Origin of the sequence: Mesorhizobium vachelliae (assembly GCF_033977325.1) — a bacterium.
GTDB classification, from domain to species: Bacteria; Pseudomonadota; Alphaproteobacteria; order Rhizobiales; family Rhizobiaceae; genus Mesorhizobium; species Mesorhizobium vachelliae.
The window spans coordinates 1-15558 of the sequence record NZ_JAVIIR010000001.1 but is presented as its reverse complement, the minus strand read 5'-3'; the positions used below and the strand labels follow the sequence as shown (position 1 = coordinate 15558).

14 protein-coding genes and 2 pseudogenes are annotated in these 15558 nt (G+C 63.1%); 11 read left to right on the top strand and 5 right to left on the bottom strand.

The genetic code is table 11. The features are described 5' to 3' along the window. The first annotated feature begins 8 nt into the window (after positions 1-8). A complete protein-coding gene (locus RFM41_RS00080) occupies positions 9-617 on the top strand; it encodes a glutathione S-transferase family protein (RefSeq protein ID WP_320245507.1) in 609 nt (202 codons plus the stop codon). 611 nt (positions 618-1228) lie between these two features. Here the strand turns inward: RFM41_RS00080 and RFM41_RS00075 are convergent. Then, complete coding sequence (locus tag RFM41_RS00075) at positions 1229-1441, bottom strand: cold-shock protein (protein ID WP_027168154.1); 213 nt, start codon at positions 1439-1441, stop codon at positions 1229-1231. A gap of 339 nt (positions 1442-1780) precedes the next feature. Between RFM41_RS00075 and RFM41_RS00070 the strand changes: the two genes are divergently transcribed. Then, positions 1781-2107: a hypothetical protein gene (locus RFM41_RS00070; protein ID WP_320245506.1), complete on the top strand. Its 327-nt coding sequence runs from the start codon at positions 1781-1783 to the stop codon at positions 2105-2107. A 15-nt stretch (positions 2108-2122) separates the two neighbouring features. Here RFM41_RS00070 and RFM41_RS00065 read toward each other — a convergent pair whose 3' ends face one another. Next, positions 2123-2692, bottom strand: a complete 570-nt coding sequence (locus RFM41_RS00065; RefSeq protein ID WP_320245505.1) for a methylated-DNA--[protein]-cysteine S-methyltransferase — start codon at positions 2690-2692, stop codon at positions 2123-2125. Between the two features lie 164 nt (positions 2693-2856). Between RFM41_RS00065 and RFM41_RS00060 the strand changes: the two genes are divergently transcribed. The 8 genes and pseudogenes from RFM41_RS00060 (at position 2857) to RFM41_RS00025 (ending at position 9739) form a co-directional block, all read left to right on the top strand. Then, positions 2857-3849: a transglycosylase SLT domain-containing protein gene (locus RFM41_RS00060; RefSeq protein WP_320245504.1), complete on the top strand. Its 993-nt coding sequence runs from the start codon at positions 2857-2859 to the stop codon at positions 3847-3849. Positions 3850-3889: 40 nt separating this feature from the next. Beyond that, positions 3890-4386: pseudogene (locus RFM41_RS00055) on the top strand (GNAT family N-acetyltransferase). Between the two features lie 417 nt (positions 4387-4803). Next, positions 4804-6060 (top strand): ABC transporter substrate-binding protein, encoded by a 1257-nt coding sequence (locus tag RFM41_RS00050; RefSeq protein WP_320245503.1) that lies wholly within the window; start codon positions 4804-4806, stop codon positions 6058-6060. Between the two features lie 23 nt (positions 6061-6083). After that, on the top strand, positions 6084-6998 hold the full coding sequence (locus tag RFM41_RS00045; RefSeq protein WP_320246188.1) for a carbohydrate ABC transporter permease: 915 nt from the start codon (positions 6084-6086) through the stop codon (positions 6996-6998). Position 6999: 1 nt separating this feature from the next. Beyond that, positions 7000-7824 carry a carbohydrate ABC transporter permease gene (locus RFM41_RS00040; protein ID WP_320245502.1) on the top strand — a complete coding sequence of 275 codons (825 nt, stop codon included), beginning with the start codon at positions 7000-7002 and terminating at the stop codon, positions 7822-7824. 124 nt (positions 7825-7948) lie between these two features. Beyond that, positions 7949-8704: a DUF899 family protein gene (locus tag RFM41_RS00035; RefSeq protein WP_320245501.1), complete on the top strand. Its 756-nt coding sequence runs from the start codon at positions 7949-7951 to the stop codon at positions 8702-8704. A gap of 113 nt (positions 8705-8817) precedes the next feature. Next, positions 8818-9372 carry a DUF4142 domain-containing protein gene (locus tag RFM41_RS00030; RefSeq protein ID WP_320245500.1) on the top strand — a complete coding sequence of 185 codons (555 nt, stop codon included), beginning with the start codon at positions 8818-8820 and terminating at the stop codon, positions 9370-9372. Between the two features lie 81 nt (positions 9373-9453). Further along, positions 9454-9739, top strand: a pseudogene (locus RFM41_RS00025) (Rid family hydrolase). A gap of 241 nt (positions 9740-9980) precedes the next feature. Here RFM41_RS00025 and RFM41_RS00020 read toward each other — a convergent pair. Then, on the bottom strand, positions 9981-10397 hold the full coding sequence (locus tag RFM41_RS00020) for a hypothetical protein (RefSeq protein WP_320245499.1): 417 nt from the start codon (positions 10395-10397) through the stop codon (positions 9981-9983). A gap of 333 nt (positions 10398-10730) precedes the next feature. On the opposite strand from RFM41_RS00020, the gene RFM41_RS00015 reads away from it, so the two are divergent. Beyond that, a complete protein-coding gene (locus tag RFM41_RS00015) occupies positions 10731-11333 on the top strand; it encodes a hypothetical protein (RefSeq protein ID WP_320245498.1) in 603 nt (200 codons plus the stop codon). On the opposite strand, the gene RFM41_RS00010 is transcribed toward RFM41_RS00015, so the two are convergent. Together RFM41_RS00010 and carB are read right to left on the bottom strand one after the other, a co-directional pair. After that, positions 11320-11601, bottom strand: a complete 282-nt coding sequence (locus RFM41_RS00010; RefSeq protein WP_320245497.1) for a hypothetical protein — start codon at positions 11599-11601, stop codon at positions 11320-11322. The genes RFM41_RS00015 and RFM41_RS00010 overlap by 14 nt on opposite strands. Positions 11602-11747: 146 nt before the next feature. Continuing rightward, complete coding sequence (gene carB, locus RFM41_RS00005; RefSeq protein WP_320245496.1) at positions 11748-15251, bottom strand: carbamoyl-phosphate synthase large subunit; 3504 nt, start codon at positions 15249-15251, stop codon at positions 11748-11750. Between the last annotated feature and the right edge of the window lie 307 nt (positions 15252-15558).

The following is a 15558-nucleotide window of genomic DNA, read 5'->3' as shown; positions in this document are numbered from 1 at the left end:
CAAGAGGCATGATCCTTTACGACATGGCCGACAGCGGCAATTGCTACAAGCCGCGGCTGTTGATGGCCAAGCTCGGCATCCCCTTCACCCGGGTCGAGGTGAGCTCGCATACCGGCGAAACGCGCAAGCCCGACTATATCGCCAAGAATCCGAACGCGATGGTGCCGATGCTCGAGCTCGACGACGGCAGGCGCATCGCCGAGAGCAACGCCATCCTGCTTTATCTTGCCGAAGGCACGCGCTTCCTGCCGGCCGACAAATATGAGCGGGCGCTAGCCTATCAATGGCTGTTCTTCGAGCAATACAGCCATGAGCCCTATATCGCGGTGCGCAAGGCGCTGCTGACTTTCCCGGAACGGGCGAAGGACGCGACGCCGGAACGGCTGGCGCAGACGCTGGAGCGCGGCAACAAGGCGCTCGGCGTGATGAACAGCCACCTGCAGCAAAACGCGTTCTTCGCCGGCAGCGCCTACAGCGTCGCCGACATTGCGCTCTATGCCTATACCCATACGGCTGAGATGGGCGGCTTCCAACTCGACGCCTATCCGGCCGTCGTGGAGTGGTTGAAGCGCGTCGAGGCGGACAAGGGGCATGCGCCGATCGAGTGGGTGCCTTAAGGCGCGGCATCGGAGATTGGCGAAAGCGTAGGCGGCAGCGTCCCTTCTCCCCGTTTACGGGCTACGGCATACACACATTTCCGAGCGGCTGGTTTTTGGCGATAGCGTGCATGGCAGCTGGCGCATGCATTGTCTAATGTAGCGCTGGTCGACCCCCACTCCGTCTCGGCTTCGCCGAGCCACCTCTCCCCCGATCGACGGGGTAGAGGAAGGGCGCCAAGCCTTTTACCGTCAACGCTCGTCCGGCAAGGCTCCCTTCCTTTCCCTCCGGAGGGGGGAAAGGTGGCGCTGCGAAGCAGCGACGGATTGGGGGAACCACGTGGCAATCAAGCCTCGGCCTGATCAGTCACGCCAGTCACAGAAGAGTGCACAGAGTGGCGTAAACGGGGAGAAGGCGGCCAATCACCAAAATCCAGACAACAAAAAAGGCGGGCAATGCCCGCCTTCCTATGCCGGTAGCCTGATCGGGAGCGTCTGGTCCGGGCTGGCAGCTATCTGCTGTTCCAGCTTGTCGGGTCTTTTCGCTCCGGCGCGCTTCTCGCGCGACCGTCAGTACATCCGTGACTTGCCGCGCGCCCCGAACCTTCGTCCGGCGCGCGCCCTGCGCTAAATCAGGCTGCCTTGCTCAGAGACCCAGCAGCGGACTTGCCGGTGCGGCGGTCCTGCTCGATCTCGAAGTTGATTTTCTGGCCTTCAGCGAGGCTGGTCATGCCAGCGCGCTCGACAGCGGAGATGTGGACGAAAACGTCCGCGCCGCCATTGTCAGGCTGGATGAAGCCGTAGCCCTTGGTGGCGTTGAACCACTTGACCGTACCAGTTGCCATGTAAAATGCCCTTCCACATTTGCTTCGTTTGACCAGACCCAAAGTCCGGTCGGTGGTATCGAAATTTTGGAGACGTCAGCAAACGCGAAGGATCGCGAGGCCCGATCGATCGGCCAAATTCAATGCACCGCATATAGGACAGTTTGCGAAAGAATACAAGACGGGTTGCCGGCGTGCCGCTCACGGCTGCATGGAAGTTTTGACAGCGGCCACGCGTTGTGGAGGGATGAGATGCGTGCCGTACGACAGCGGTTCGACGCAATCCGGATAGAAGGCTACGGCGAAGACGCCGAACCTGACCGCTACGCACTTTTCCTGGATTGCTTTAGGAGAGGGACCATGAAGACAATCCTGCTTGCCGCCTGCTTCCTGCTGCTGGCCGCGGAGGCGCAAGCGGTGTCGCGCTACGATCCGACGCGCATGAGCTGCGAGCGGGTGCAGGCGACTATCGCCAGACAGGGCGCCGTCATCCTGCGCTACCAGTCGGCGCGCGTGCCCGGCCTGCCGCTCTACGATCGCTATGTGCGCGACGAACGCTTCTGCAATGCGGGCGAAGTGAGATCACGGGCCTATGTGCCCAGCGCCGACACGAAATCCTGTGCCGTCTATGTCTGCAAGCGGCCGGACTTCGACCATTTCCGCCGGCGATTCCTCCGTCGCCACTGACAGCTCGGCGGAACCTCAGAAACCGAATGAGGCCTGCGCGGCGGGCGGCGGGCCGACGCGAACGCCTTCCATGGCCAGCATCTTCTCCTTGGTGGCCGAGCCGCCGGGCGCCGAGAAGCCGCCGATCTTGCCGCCGGCCGCCAGGATACGGTGGCAGGGGATGACAAGCGGCACCGGGTTGGCGCCGAGCGCCGCGCCCGTTTCGCGCGGAAGGCCTGCATGGCCGGCGCGCTTGGCCAACTCACCATAGGTGGTGGTCTCGCCGAAGCGGAGCTTGCGCGCTGCGTCGTAGATGGCTAGGCGGAAATCGTCGACACCGTCGAGGTCGACCGGCACGCCGGAGAAGTCGACGTCCTCGCCGGCCGCGTAGGCCTTGATCGAGGCGATCAGCTCGACCACCCACTGCGGCTGGTCTGTCGAGGTCGAGACGCCGGCATGGCGGAACAGCCGGCGCTCGATCGCCTCGCGGCTGCGTTCCGGCAGGCAGAGCCGGATCAGGCCCTTCTCGCTCCAGGCGATGCCCATGAAGCCGATCACTGTTTCTAACACTGCGTGGCCGGCCGTGATCGCAGATGTGGGTTTCATGGCGTTTTCCTTCCGCAAAACAGCGAAAAACCAGTACATATCCAGAACAATATGGCATTTCCGCCCTGTCATCGCCACCCGAAAACCGCCGGGTGGCCCCGATTGCGGGGTGTGAATCGCTGGTGTAAGGACTCCTTAACAACCGACAAACCGGACCGCACGGCTTGCCCGCTAAAATCATATTCACCGCGCTCGGCGTGCTCGTTGCCGCTGCTGGTCTCAGCGGTTGCACCTCGACCTCGCAGATGAAGGCCGCGCTGGCGCTTGCGGTAGCCTCGACGCCTGCTGTCGCGGACGACACGCCGACCCTCGCGCTGCCCGAAACGGTGGCGGTATTGCCGGAGCCTTCGGGCCTTGCCCAGGTACAGACCGCGGCGCTGGCCGGCGATGCCGTCGCCATGACCACCACGCCCGGCGCGCTGGCGACGGCCGCGCCTCTGCCGCCGCCTGTCCAACCCGGCTCGCCCCAATCTGCCATGGTTATGGCTCAGCCCGCAGCTTTCGCCGGAGCGACGCCGATGGCCGGCCAGTTTCCGCCGCCGCCGGTGCTGACGGCCGGTGGCTCGCCGACCGGTCCAGGATCCATCAAGCAAGCGGCATCCATCAAGCAGGCGGCGCTCTATAGGACCGCGGGCGTCGCCATGCCGGTCACCGGCCAGTCGGCGAAAATCGCCCCGATGCCCGGCGTCCAGCAGGTTGCTTTTGTGGCGCCGGACAATCCGGCGCTGTTGGCCGCACCCGGGCAGCCCGAGCAGCATGCCAGCGGTCCGCGCGGCGAGATCGAGCGGCTGATCGAAAAATATTCGGTGATCTACGAAGTGCCGGTCGAGCTGGTGCGCCATGTCGTTAACCGCGAGAGCACCTTCAACCCGAAAGCCTACAATCACGGTCATTGGGGGCTGATGCAGATCAAGCACGCGACGGCGCGCGGCATGGGCTATGACGGGCCCGCGGCTGGCCTGTTCGACGCCGAGACCAATCTCAAATACGCGGTGAAATATCTGCGCGGCGCCTGGCTGGTTTCGGGCGGCAACGCCAAGCGGGCCGACATGCTCTACCAGACCGGCTACTACTACGACGCCAAGCGCAAGGGCCTGCTCGAGGCGACGGGCCTCGGCGTCGACCGCAAGCGGCGGCGCCTGCAACCCGACGCCTGAGCCGACGGGCCAGGTCGCGCGCGGCGTTCGAGACAGCGCCATGCATGAGAACACGACGCCCCGCCCGCCGGCTCCAAACGACATCCGCCTGCCAAGGTCCTCGACGATACGCTCGCCGCGCCGCATTGGCCTGAGGGTTTTGTCATGCGCGCGTTCGAGCGCCGTGACGCGCACGCGCTCCATGCGCTGCTGGAAGAGGTGTTCGACGACGGCGCCGACGGACCGTTCGACGACTGGTGGGCGCGCATTGCCGGCGATGCGGAATTCGACCCCGCCCTCTGTTTCCTGGTGATCGACGGCAGAGGCCTGCTTGCGGGCGCAGCACTCTGCTGGACGTCCGGCTTCGTCAAGGACCTCGCCGTCCATCCGGAGTCCAGACGGCAAGGCATCGGCGAAGCGCTGATGCGGCACGTGTTCCTGACCTTTCGCGAGCGCGGGGCGGCCCATGTCGATCTCAAGACCAACACGGTGAAGAACACTGCGGCCTTCAGGCTCTACGAGCGGCTCGGCATGATCCCGGTCGACTGGGAAGGCTGACGCCCAAAGCGCGACGCAGTGAAAGTCCACGGCGCGGCGTTGCAGCCACCTGCGCCCCGGCATTGTGAACGGCTTCACATAGGCTGACGTTAGGGCATGCTAATGCCTCGTCGTGCCGGGCGGCCGATCGGCGGATCGACGCTGGCAAGGCGTCGGAGGCGGCTGTGCCGGCATGCGTCAGCCACTCCCAGGCGGGCTCCGGGGCGGGGGTTTCGGAGCCCGTCCGCTTTGCGTGAAGCGAAGCGGACGGAACGGGCCACCGAAGCGGTCAAGCCAACCGAGATCGGCTTCACCAACCCGCCGCCTGATCCACATGCACAAGCACGGGAACCCTAAGCGGCGTCGCGCATTCATCGCAGGGGCCTTGATGAGCCGCGACCTGTGCGTCGCGGCCGCCGACGGAGGTCCGCAATTTCCGTGAAACTTGTTTCCGCGTTCCTGGCCGCCGGCATCATGCTGGGCGCTGTTCAAGCGCGAGCCGTGGAACTGTCGATCGTGTCGGGCGATACCGGCAACGGCATCAAGGTGCTGCGCGAGATACTCGACGCCTATGAGAAGAAGAGCGGCAACAAGGCCGACATCGTCGTCATCCCGCCTTCGAGCACCGACCAGTTCGGCCAATACCGGCTCTGGCTTGCCGCCGGCAGCAGCGATATCGACGTCTACCAGACCGACGTCATCTGGGCGCCGCAACTGGCCAGCCAGCTGGTCGACCTGACCGAGGCGACCAGGGATGTGGTGGGCGAGCATTTCCCGTCGATCATCCAATCGCAGACGGTCAACGGCAGGCTGGTCGCGCTGCCGATCTTCACCGACGCGCCGGCGCTCTATTACCGCAAGGATCTCCTCGACAAATATGGCGCCAAGGTGCCGACCACCTGGCAGCAATTGCAGGACACCGCGAAGCTTGTCATGGACAAGGAGCGGGCGGCCGGCAACAGGGACCTCTGGGGCTACGTCTTCCAGGGCAACGCCTATGAGGGGCTGACCTGCAACGCGCTCGAATGGGTGATGTCGAATGGCGGCGGCCGGATCCTCGAGCCGGACGGCGAAATCTCCATTAACAATCCAAAGGCGGCCGCCGCGCTCGACATGGTGAAGGGCTGGATCGGCACGATCGCGCCGCCGGGCGTGCTTGCCTATCAGGAGGAGGAAGCGCGCGGCGTCTGGCAGACCGGCAATGCGGTCTTCATGCGCAACTGGCCCTATGCCTATGCGCTCGGCAACAGCGAGAATTCACCGATCAAGGGCAAGTTCGACGTGGCGCCGTTGCCGGCCGGCGACGGCGGGCGGCCGGCGGCGACGCTCGGCGGCTGGAACCTTGCCGTCTCCAGATATTCGAGACATCCGGACGAGGCGATCGACCTGGTCAAGTTCATCGCTTCGCCCGAAATGCAGAAATACCGGACGTTGAAAACGTCCAACCTGCCGACCATCGCAGCCCTCTATGACGACCCCGACATCGCCAAACAGCAGCCAATCGTGCCGCGCTGGAAGCCGATCTTCCTCAACGCGCAGCCGCGTCCCTCGGCAACCGCCAGGATCAAATACAACGAGGCATCGAGCCAGTTCTGGACGGCCGTGCACAACACGATCTCCGGGAACGGAACCGCCGCCGACAACCTGGCCGAGCTCGAGGCAAGGCTGAACAGGCTGAAAGGCAAGGGCTGGTGACCGCGGCAAGGCGATCGCCGCTGATGCGCCGGCGCGTGCGCACGGCATGGCTGTTTCTGGCGCCGATGCTTTTTACGCTCGCCGTCGTCGCCGGCTGGCCGTTCCTGCGCACGGTCTATTACGGCTTCACCGACGCTTCGCTGGCCGATCTCGATGCCCGGCAATGGGTGGGCTTCGACAATTATTTCTCGGTGTTGCGACTGCCGAGCGGCCGGGTGCTCTATAACGGGTTGCTCGTCGATCCGGTCTGGTGGCGCGCGGTGTGGAACACGGTTCGCTTCGCCGTGGTTTCGGTGGCCTGCGAGACGGTGCTGGGCATGGTAGTCGCGCTGGCGCTCAACGCCGAATTCCCGGGACGCGGCATCGTGCGCGCTGCGATCCTCGTCCCCTGGGCGATCCCAACCATCGTATCGGCCAAGATGTGGCAGTGGATGCTCAACGACCAGTTCGGCATTATCAATGTCGTTCTCCTCAATCTCGGCCTGATCCACGACAAGATCGCCTGGACCGCCAGCGCCGACACCGCGATGATCGCGGTGCTCATCGTCGATATCTGGAAGTCGACGCCGTTCATGGCGCTGCTGATCCTGGCGGCCCTGCAGATGCTGCCGCGCGAGATCCTCGAAGTGGCGAAGCTCGACGGCGCCAACCCGTGGCAGATCTTCTGGCGGGTGACCTTGCCGCTGATCCGCCCGGCGGTGATGGTGGCGGTGATCTTCCGCGCGCTCGACGCGCTGCGCATCTTCGACCTGATCTATGTGCTGACGCCGAACAATGTGCAGACCAAGTCGATGTCGATCTTCGCGCGCGAGAACCTGTTCGAATTCGACAAGTTCGCCTATGGCTCGGCCGCCTCGACGCTGCTTTTCCTGATCATCGGCCTGCTCACCATCGCCTATATCCGGATCGGCCGGCTGAGTTTCGACGGAGAGCGCTGACATGAAAATGCTGAAGCGCGCCGCCTTCTATCTTTTGCTCCTGGCGATCGTCTTCGTCGCGGTGTTTCCGTTCTACTACGCTATCGTCACCAGCCTGAAATCGGGAACCGAATTGTTCCAGGCGAGCCTGTGGCCGCGATCGTTCAGCCTCGCCAATTACCGCAACGTGCTGACCGAAGGTCCCTTTCTGCGCAATCTCGCCAATTCGCTCGTCGTCTCCGGCGCGGTCGTGGCGGTCTCGCTGCTGCTCGGCGTCACCGCGGCTTACGCGCTGGCGCGCATCCGCTTCCGTGGGCACTCGGCGCTGATGCTCGCCATCCTGTCGGTGTCGATGTTTCCCCAGGTCGCGGCACTTGCCGGGCTGTTCGAGATCATCCGGGCGCTGCATCTCTACAATTCGCTCTTGGCGCTCATCCTGTCCTACATGATCTTCACGCTGCCGTTCACCGTCTGGGTGCTGACCACCTTCGTGCGGGACCTGCCGGTCGAGATCGAGGAGGCGGCGATCCTCGACGGCGCTGGGCCGTGGATCATCCTCACGCGCATCTTCCTGCCGCTGATGTGGCCGGCTTTGGCCACCACCGGGCTGCTCGCCTTCATCAGCGCCTGGAACGAGTTCCTTTTCGCGCTCACCTTCACCTCCACGAACACGCAGCGCACCGTGCCGGTGGCGATCGCGCTTCTGTCGGGCAACTCGCAGTTCGAGATCCCCTGGGGCAACATCATGGCCGCTTCGGTGATCGTCACCGTGCCGCTGGTGGTGCTGGTGCTGATCTTCCAGCGCCGCATCGTTTCGGGTCTCACGGCTGGCGGTGTGAAAGGCTAGATGCGACCTGAAAAAGTGACCGGAAAGCGTGTGCCGAAATGTCGGAACGCTTCCGTGTGGCGCGTCCTTGGGCGGTAGAGCAACCCGCGCCGGGACGCCGGCGCGAAAGGCCAAGGAGACGACCATGATCACCTTTCCCAATGAATCCGCCAAATACCGCACGGCCCGCGAAAAGCTGCTGGGCAAGGAAATCGAGCTGCGCCGCGCCATGGAGGCGGTCGCTGAAGCGAGGCGCGCCTTGCCGCCGGGCGGGCTGGTGCCGCAGCACTATGTGTTCGACGCCCTGGACGACCACGGCCAGCCAGCGAAGGTCAAGCTGTCGGACCTCTTCGCGCCGGGCAAGGATACGCTGATCCTCTACCAGATGATGTTCCCGCGCCATCCACAGGAGACGCGCGAGGTGGCGGCGAGCGGCGAGACAGCGAAGCTTGCCCGGCAGGACCAGCCATGCCCGTCCTGCACCGCGCTGCTCGACCAGTTCGACGGCGCGATCGGCCATCTCGAAGCCGCAGGCTTCAACTTCGCCGTGGTGGCGAAGACCGCCCTCGACAATCTGACGGCGCTCGGCCGTGATCGCGGCTGGAAAAACATGCGGCTGGTCTCTTCGGCGGGCAATGGTTTCAAGCGGGACTACAATTCCGAAACCGCCGAAGGCGCGCAGATACCGCTGCTCTCGGTGTTCCACCGCGATGGCGACGGCATCCGGCATTTCTGGTCGTCAGAGCTCGACTTCGCGCCGTCCGAACCCGGCCAGGACGCTCGCGCCATCGGCATCTGCGAGATCCTGTGGAACCTGATGGATTTCACGCCGGAGGGCCGGCCGGACTGGCACGAGCAGCTGCAATATGCCGGACAGCCCGCCAGCGCACACTGCCACTGAAGGCGGCGCGGGCGCTCGGCCCGCACGCTCTTTTTGAGGCAACCTTCTAGGCAACCAGGGGGCCGGTGCCGCGTTGGGGAAGGCGGAGGGGCTGTTTCGGACCGGAGATCGAGATGAAAACGCTGCTGCCCCTGGTCGCCGTCGCGCTTGTTGCCGGCGCGCCCGCCGCGTTCGCCCAATCGAACGACACAGATGCCGTGGGACCGATGGTGACCGAGAACAAGGTCGACACCCAGACCTTCGTCGCCACGGTGCCCAACGCCAACGCGTTCGAGATCCAGTCGAGCAAGCTGGCTGAAGAGAAGTCGGCATCGGCCGACGTCAAGGCTTTCGCCGCGCAGATGATCAAGGATCACAGCAAGGCCGGCGAGGACTTCAAGGCGGCGCTGAGCCAGGGCCAGACTACTGCGTCGATCAAGCCCGCCGGCCCGGCGCTGCAGCCGAAGGAGCAGCAGATGCTCGACGATTTGAAGGCTGCCACCGGCAAGGACTTCGACGCCAAATACATCAAGATGCAGACCGACGCGCATAAGGATGCGGTGGCGCTGTTCTCCACCTACGCCAAGTCCGGCGACGACCCGGCGCTGAAGGAATTCGCCAAGAAGACGCTGCCGGTGCTGAAGATGCACGAGAAGCATGCGAAGGACCTGGCGGTGGCGCATCAGTGAGGGCGCATTTTCCTTCTCCCGCAAGGGGAGAAGTGAAGGCTGGCGTTCCCTCGCCGCTCCTCCAACGTCCGCTCGCTCGGCCTGCCATGCTAGACGGCGGTGGAGACCGGCGATGGTGCGTGGCGACATCGAAACCCAGACCGAGGCGTCGCTGAAGGCGCTGAAACACTGCCTGGAAGCGGCCAGCACCTCGCTGGACAAGGTGGTGATGGTGCGCATCTACGCTGTCAATTCCGGCTTCTACAGCGCCATCAACCGAGTCTATGCGAAGTATTTTGCGACCAATCCGCCGGCGCGCAGTTTCGTGCCGGTGGCGTCGTGGCCGATGGAGTTCGATATCGAGATTGAGTGCGTGGCGGTGGCGTGAAATCTAACGGCGTTGACCGCATGATCAACTAGTGTGTGGTGATGCGTGTTGCAGGCACGCACCACCACTGCCGGGCTCCCCGGCTGCTCGCTACGGATGACTGAGTCATGCGTAGCCAGGGTTGGAACTAAGGCGGCTGCATGTAAGGCCTCTCTATTTGGGTCAGAGAACACCGATCGCCCGGACTGTAATCTTTCACGATCGTAGGTGTGTGGGGCATCTTCGGGTGCCCCTTTCTCGCTTAGGCCGGCGAATTGCGGTTAGGTACGAGCACCCAGCGGTCATCCTCTCTGTAAACGATACCCTCACCTTTGAGGCGCGAGAGTTGGGGGCTTAAGCTAGACCTTGGATAGTCAGTTCCAAGTTTTTCATTTACAACTTTAAGAATATCGTGCGCCGTCATCCCTAATTTCTTTTCAGATAAAGCTTCGATAGCCGCATCCTTGATGGTCTTCGGTAGTCGTATTCGAGAACGCGCGGATTTTTCTGTAAAGCCATGCTCGTCGTCGGGAACAATTAGGCTTATATTTGCGGCTTCTGCTGCTCTTTCAATCTGTGCAATTTCCTCTTCTATGGACGCAAGTTCGAGCTGCCTTTCTGCGCGTGCTCGCATCAATGCTCTGTGCCGCAAGGCAAGAAATTCATTCAGTGAAGCCATAAGGGTAGTCTAGCGCAAGTCCGACGCCGTTGCAAGGAAAATCGGACTCCGAGTCATGGTTAATGAGTCCTCTCTCGAAAGCTGTCGGATGCATCTGGCATGGCTTTTGCTACGCGCAGTAAGCCTTCGTCAGCGGAAATCCATCGATTTTTGAGCGAGTCATGCTTAACGAGTCCTTAATGGAGTCGAGTGACCATGAAAGCCCTCCCGCCGCAGGTCTAGTGCTTTACGAGGTGCGTTGATGAGTTGGCTGAGTCAATCCGCCGCACCACGTTAACAACTATTTAACCATATGATTCTGTTATGTTTTTCCATCAGTGGGAGTCGAATCAAATGGACGCGACGTATAATCTCAACGGCGGCTTCAAGCCGACAATGAAGCGGTTTGCTGATCTTGCCGGCCCCGACTACTTCCCAACGCCTGCCTGGGCAACGCATGCCCTTATGGAAAACGAGCGTTTTCGTGGGGAGATTTGGGAGTGCGCATGCGGAGATGGGGCGATGTCCCGGGTACTGGCGCGCGACGGGAACTATGTCCGCAGTTCGGACTTGTATAATCGAGGCTTTGGCGAGATTGGCATAGATTTCAATGCAACCAAGATCGCCGCCGACAATATTGTGACGAATCCTCCTTATAATAGCGCTGAGGGGTTTGTGCACTCCGGGGTCAAACTTGCCCGGAAGAAGTTTGCGCTATTGCTTCGGCTTGCCTTCCTAGAGGGTGCAAACCGCGCGAATACGATCTTTGCAAAATGCCCTCCGTCTCGCGTCTGGGTTTTCAGCGAGCGGATTACGTTCTATCCAGCTGGGGCCGTCCAAGGTGGTTCGGGAACAACAGCATATGCATGGTTCGTCTGGGACAAAGAGGCCCAAACTCAAACAGAATTGAAGTGGTTCAAGCCTGGTTACAAGGCCAAGTTCTCTAAGGTCTCCTGAACCCTCTGGGGATGGAAATCAAATGCCCTTCGTAGATAAGGTTGCCGGGCTGGTTCCTATGAGACTTGATGTTCCGAACGATCTGCGAAAAACGATCGTCGTTTCGGCCGTCGAGCTGTTCTTCATCCTCGGCGTTTAGCCGGATACGATCCCGCAACTCTGCAATCAGTCTGGTGGTCGTAATTTGACGACCGGGCTGCGCATCCACGATCGCTAATACGGCAGTCCCGATATCTGCTTCGCCTACTCTTCCTGGCTTCTTTGCCATCATCCCCTCCCGTAGTTGGCGGCGGGTAGAATGACTCGAAATTAAACTATGCGCAATTCGCGGACTTAGAAGGAAAATTCCTATTAAATAATGTCTGAGTTAGCACAGCACAGGGCTTGCTTATGGCGAGAGATAAGCTGGTGGCCTCACCCAAAATACTCCTGCAGAGGCCTCACCTCCAGGTTCCCCGCCCGCAACGCCGCAATCGCCTCCGCCACCGCCGCAGCGCCCGACAGCGTCGTATAGTACGGCACCTTCTGCATCAGCGTTGCCCTGCGCAGCGATTTCGAGTCCGACACCGCCTTCTGGCCATCGGTCGTGTTGAAGACGATCTGGACCTGGCGGTTGCGGATGGCGTCCTCGATGTGGGGGCGGCCTTCGAGGACCTTGTTGATCTTTTCCGCCGTCACGCCGTTCTCGGCGAGGAAGCGGGCGGTGCCGGAGGTGGCCAGCACCTTGAAACCCTGGCCGGCGAGGCGTTTGACCGCCGGCAGGATGCCCTTCTTGTCCTCGTCGCGCACCGAGACGAACAGCGTGCCCGCGCGGGGGAGATCAACACCCGCCCCGAGCTGGCTCTTGGCGAAGGCCAGCGCGAAATCGCGGTCGAGGCCCATGACCTCGCCGGTCGAGCGCATTTCCGGGCCGAGCAGGATGTCGACGCCGGGGAAGCGGGCGAAGGGGAAGACGGCTTCCTTGACCGCGATGTGGCCGGGATTGCGCGGGTCGGGCATCGCGCCGTAATGGGCGAAGGCGTTTTCCAGCGTCTCGCCGGCCATGATGCGGGCCGCGATCTTCGCAATGGGACGGCCGATGGTCTTGGCGACGAAGGGCACGGTGCGCGAGGCGCGCGGGTTCACCTCCAGCACATAGACCGTGCCGTCCTGGATGGCGTATTGCACGTTCATCAGGCCGCCGACGTTCAGCGCGCGGGCGAGCGCCGCGGTCTGGCGCTCCAGCTCGTCGACAAGGTCGGGGTGCAGCGAATGCGTCGGCAGCGAGCAGGCCGAGTCGCCCGAATGGATGCCGGCCTCCTCGATATGTTCCAGGATGCCGGAGACGAAGGTCTCCTTGCCGTCGCACAGGCAGTCGACATCGACCTCGATGGCGCCTGACAGATAGGTGTCGAACAGCAGCGGGTTCTTGCCCAGCAGCGTGTTGATCTGGCCGGTCTTGTCGTTGGGGTATTTCTGCTTGATGTCCTCCGGCACCAGGCCGGGCACGGTGTCGAGCAGGTAGGTCTGCAGCATGCTTTCGTCATGGATGATCTGCATGGCGCGGCCGCCGAGCACATAGGACGGGCGCACCACCAGCGGGAAGCCGAGCTCGCCGGCGACGAGGCGCGCCTGCTCGACCGAATAGGCGATGCCGTTCTTCGGCTGGGTGAGGTTGAGCTTGTGCAAGAGCTTCTGGAAGCGGTCGCGGTCCTCGGCCAGGTCGATCATGTCGGGCGAGGTGCCGAGGATCGGGATGCCGGCCTTCTCAAGCGCGTCGGCGAGCTTCAGCGGCGTCTGGCCGCCGAACTGGACGATGACGCCGACGAGCTCGCCCGAGGCCTGCTCGGCGCGCAGGATCTCCAGCACGTCCTCCGCCGTCAGCGGATCGAAATAGAGGCGATCGGATGTGTCGTAGTCGGTCGAGACCGTCTCCGGATTGCAGTTGACCATGATCGCTTCATAGCCGGCGTCGCGCAGCGCAAAGGCGGCGTGGCAGCAGCAATAGTCGAACTCGATGCCCTGGCCGATGCGGTTCGGGCCGCCGCCGAGGATGACGACCTTCTTGCGCGCTGACACGCGCGCCTCGTTGTCGAGCGCTCCGGCGAAGGGCACTTCATAGGTCGAGTACATATAGGCGGTCGGCGAGGCGAACTCGGCGGCGCAGGTGTCGATGCGCTTGTAGACCGGATGAACGTCGAGCTTCTCGCGGGCCTTCTGAACGACCTCCGGGTCGGTCTTCGTCAGCGATCCGAGGCGGGCGTCGGAAAAGCCCATCGCCTTCAGCATGCGCAGATTGACGGCATCCTGCGGCAGGCCGTGCTCGCGGATACGCTCCTCCATGGCGATGATGCCGGCGATCTGCTCGAGGAACCACGGGTCGATCTTGCACATGGCGTGCACGTCTTCCAGCGACGTGCCCATGCGGATCGCCTGCGCCACCATGCGCAGACGGTCCGGCGTCGGCGTGCCGAGCGCGGCGCGGATGGCGTTGCGGTCGTCGGCGTGGCTGGCGGGGGTGTCCCCATGGCCAAGCCCTGGGATCTCGATCTCGTCGAGGCCGGTAAGGCCGGTCTCGAGACCACGCAGCGCCTTCTGCAGCGATTCCTGGAAGGTGCGGCCGATGGCCATCACTTCGCCCACCGATTTCATGGCGGTGGTCAGCACCGGCTCGGCGCCGGGGAATTTCTCGAAGGCAAAGCGCGGGATCTTGGTGACCACATAGTCGATGGTCGGCTCGAACGAGGCCGGTGTGGCGCCGCCGGTGATGTCGTTCTCCAGCTCGTCCAGCGTGTAGCCGACGGCGAGCTTGGCCGCGACCTTGGCGATCGGGAAGCCGGTCGCCTTCGAGGCGAGAGCGGAGGAGCGCGAGACGCGCGGGTTCATCTCGATGACGACCAGGCGGCCGTCGGCCGGGTTGACGGCGAACTGCACGTTCGAGCCGCCGGTCTCGACGCCGATCTCGCGCAGCACCGCTATCGAGGCGTTGCGCATCATCTGGTATTCCTTGTCGGTCAAGGTCAGCGCCGGCGCGACGGTGATCGAGTCGCCCGTGTGCACGCCCATCGGATCCAGATTCTCGATCGAGCAGATGATGATGCAATTGTCCGCCTTGTCGCGGACGACCTCCATCTCATACTCCTTCCAGCCGAGCACGCTCTCCTCGATCAGCACCTCGGTGGTGGGCGAGGCGTCGAGGCCGGACTGGACGATGTCGTAGAATTCGGCGCGGTTGTAGGCGATGCCGCCGCCGGTGCCGCCCATGGTGAAGGAGGGGCGGATGATGGCCGGCAGGCCGACATGGTCGAGCGCCTGGGCGGCGACCGCCATGGCGTGGCTGATATAGCGCTGCTTGCGGTCGCCTTCGCCGAGGTTCCAGCGCGTTTCCAGCGCATCGAGCGCGGCATCGAGGTTTTCCGGGTTCTCCGCCTTAAGCGCCGCGCGCTCGGCCTCATGCGTCTTGCGGTCGGCGTTCTTGACGTCGGTGGCGTTGGCCAGCATCGAGCGCGGCGTCTCCAGGCCGATCTTGCTCATCGCCTGGCGAAACAGCGCGCGGTCCTCGGCCTTGTCGATGGCATGGGCATCGGCACCGATCATTTCGACATTGTAGCGGTCGAGCACGCCCATGCGGCGCAGCGAGAGCGCCGTGTTGAGCGCCGTCTGGCCGCCCATGGTGGGCAGCAGCGCGTCCGGCCGCTCCTTGGCGATGATCTTGGCCACCACTTCGGGCGTGATCGGCTCGATATAGGTGGCATCGGCCAGCTCCGGATCGGTCATGATGGTGGCCGGATTGGAGTTGACCAGGATGACGCGGAAACCCTCTTCCTTCAGCGCCTTGCAGGCCTGCGTGCCGGAATAGTCGAACTCGCAAGCCTGGCCAATGACGATGGGGCCGGCCCCGATGATCAGGATCGACTTGATGTCGGTGCGTCTTGGCATATTCGAAAATCCGTTCGGCGAGCGGCTTGCACGAAAAACCGGGACGGGGGGGAGGACCCGGCCGGTTGTGCTTGCGATTCTGGTATCAGGCTAGGAGGGCCTTATAGGGAAGAGTTTTGGCGGATGTAACCCCGAAAATGAGGGGGAGTAGGGGAGTAGGGGAGTAGGGGAGTAGGGGGTGGGCTCGAGCGCGTTGGGTTGTGTGCGTCAAGTTCAGCAAAAAGGGGCGGCCCTGTTGCTGGTCATGCGGCTTGGCGTAGGGCGAGCTTCTTGTGCTCGCGCAGGTCGTCCATGTTGATGTAGCGAT

Bases quoted from the DNA above. Each gene is read 5' to 3' on its own strand.
- RFM41_RS00065 (WP_320245505.1), bottom strand. From the start codon at position 2,692: ATGAAACCCACATCTGCGATCACGGCCGGCCACGCAGTGTTAGAAACA.
- RFM41_RS00045 (WP_320246188.1), top strand. From the start codon at position 6,084: ATGCGCCGGCGCGTGCGCACGGCATGGCTGTTTCTGGCGCCGATGCTT.
- RFM41_RS00075 (WP_027168154.1), bottom strand. From the start codon at position 1,441: ATGGCAACTGGTACGGTCAAGTGGTTCAACGCCACCAAGGGCTACGGC.
- RFM41_RS00040 (WP_320245502.1), top strand. From the start codon at position 7,000: ATGAAAATGCTGAAGCGCGCCGCCTTCTATCTTTTGCTCCTGGCGATC.
- RFM41_RS00070 (WP_320245506.1), top strand. From the start codon at position 1,781: ATGAAGACAATCCTGCTTGCCGCCTGCTTCCTGCTGCTGGCCGCGGAG.
- RFM41_RS00010 (WP_320245497.1), bottom strand. From the start codon at position 11,601: ATGGCAAAGAAGCCAGGAAGAGTAGGCGAAGCAGATATCGGGACTGCC.
- RFM41_RS00020 (WP_320245499.1), bottom strand. From the start codon at position 10,397: ATGGCTTCACTGAATGAATTTCTTGCCTTGCGGCACAGAGCATTGATG.
- RFM41_RS00030 (WP_320245500.1), top strand. From the start codon at position 8,818: ATGAAAACGCTGCTGCCCCTGGTCGCCGTCGCGCTTGTTGCCGGCGCG.
- RFM41_RS00015 (WP_320245498.1), top strand. From the start codon at position 10,731: ATGGACGCGACGTATAATCTCAACGGCGGCTTCAAGCCGACAATGAAG.
- RFM41_RS00080 (WP_320245507.1), top strand. From the start codon at position 9: ATGATCCTTTACGACATGGCCGACAGCGGCAATTGCTACAAGCCGCGG.
- RFM41_RS00035 (WP_320245501.1), top strand. From the start codon at position 7,949: ATGATCACCTTTCCCAATGAATCCGCCAAATACCGCACGGCCCGCGAA.
- carB (WP_320245496.1), bottom strand. From the start codon at position 15,251: ATGCCAAGACGCACCGACATCAAGTCGATCCTGATCATCGGGGCCGGC.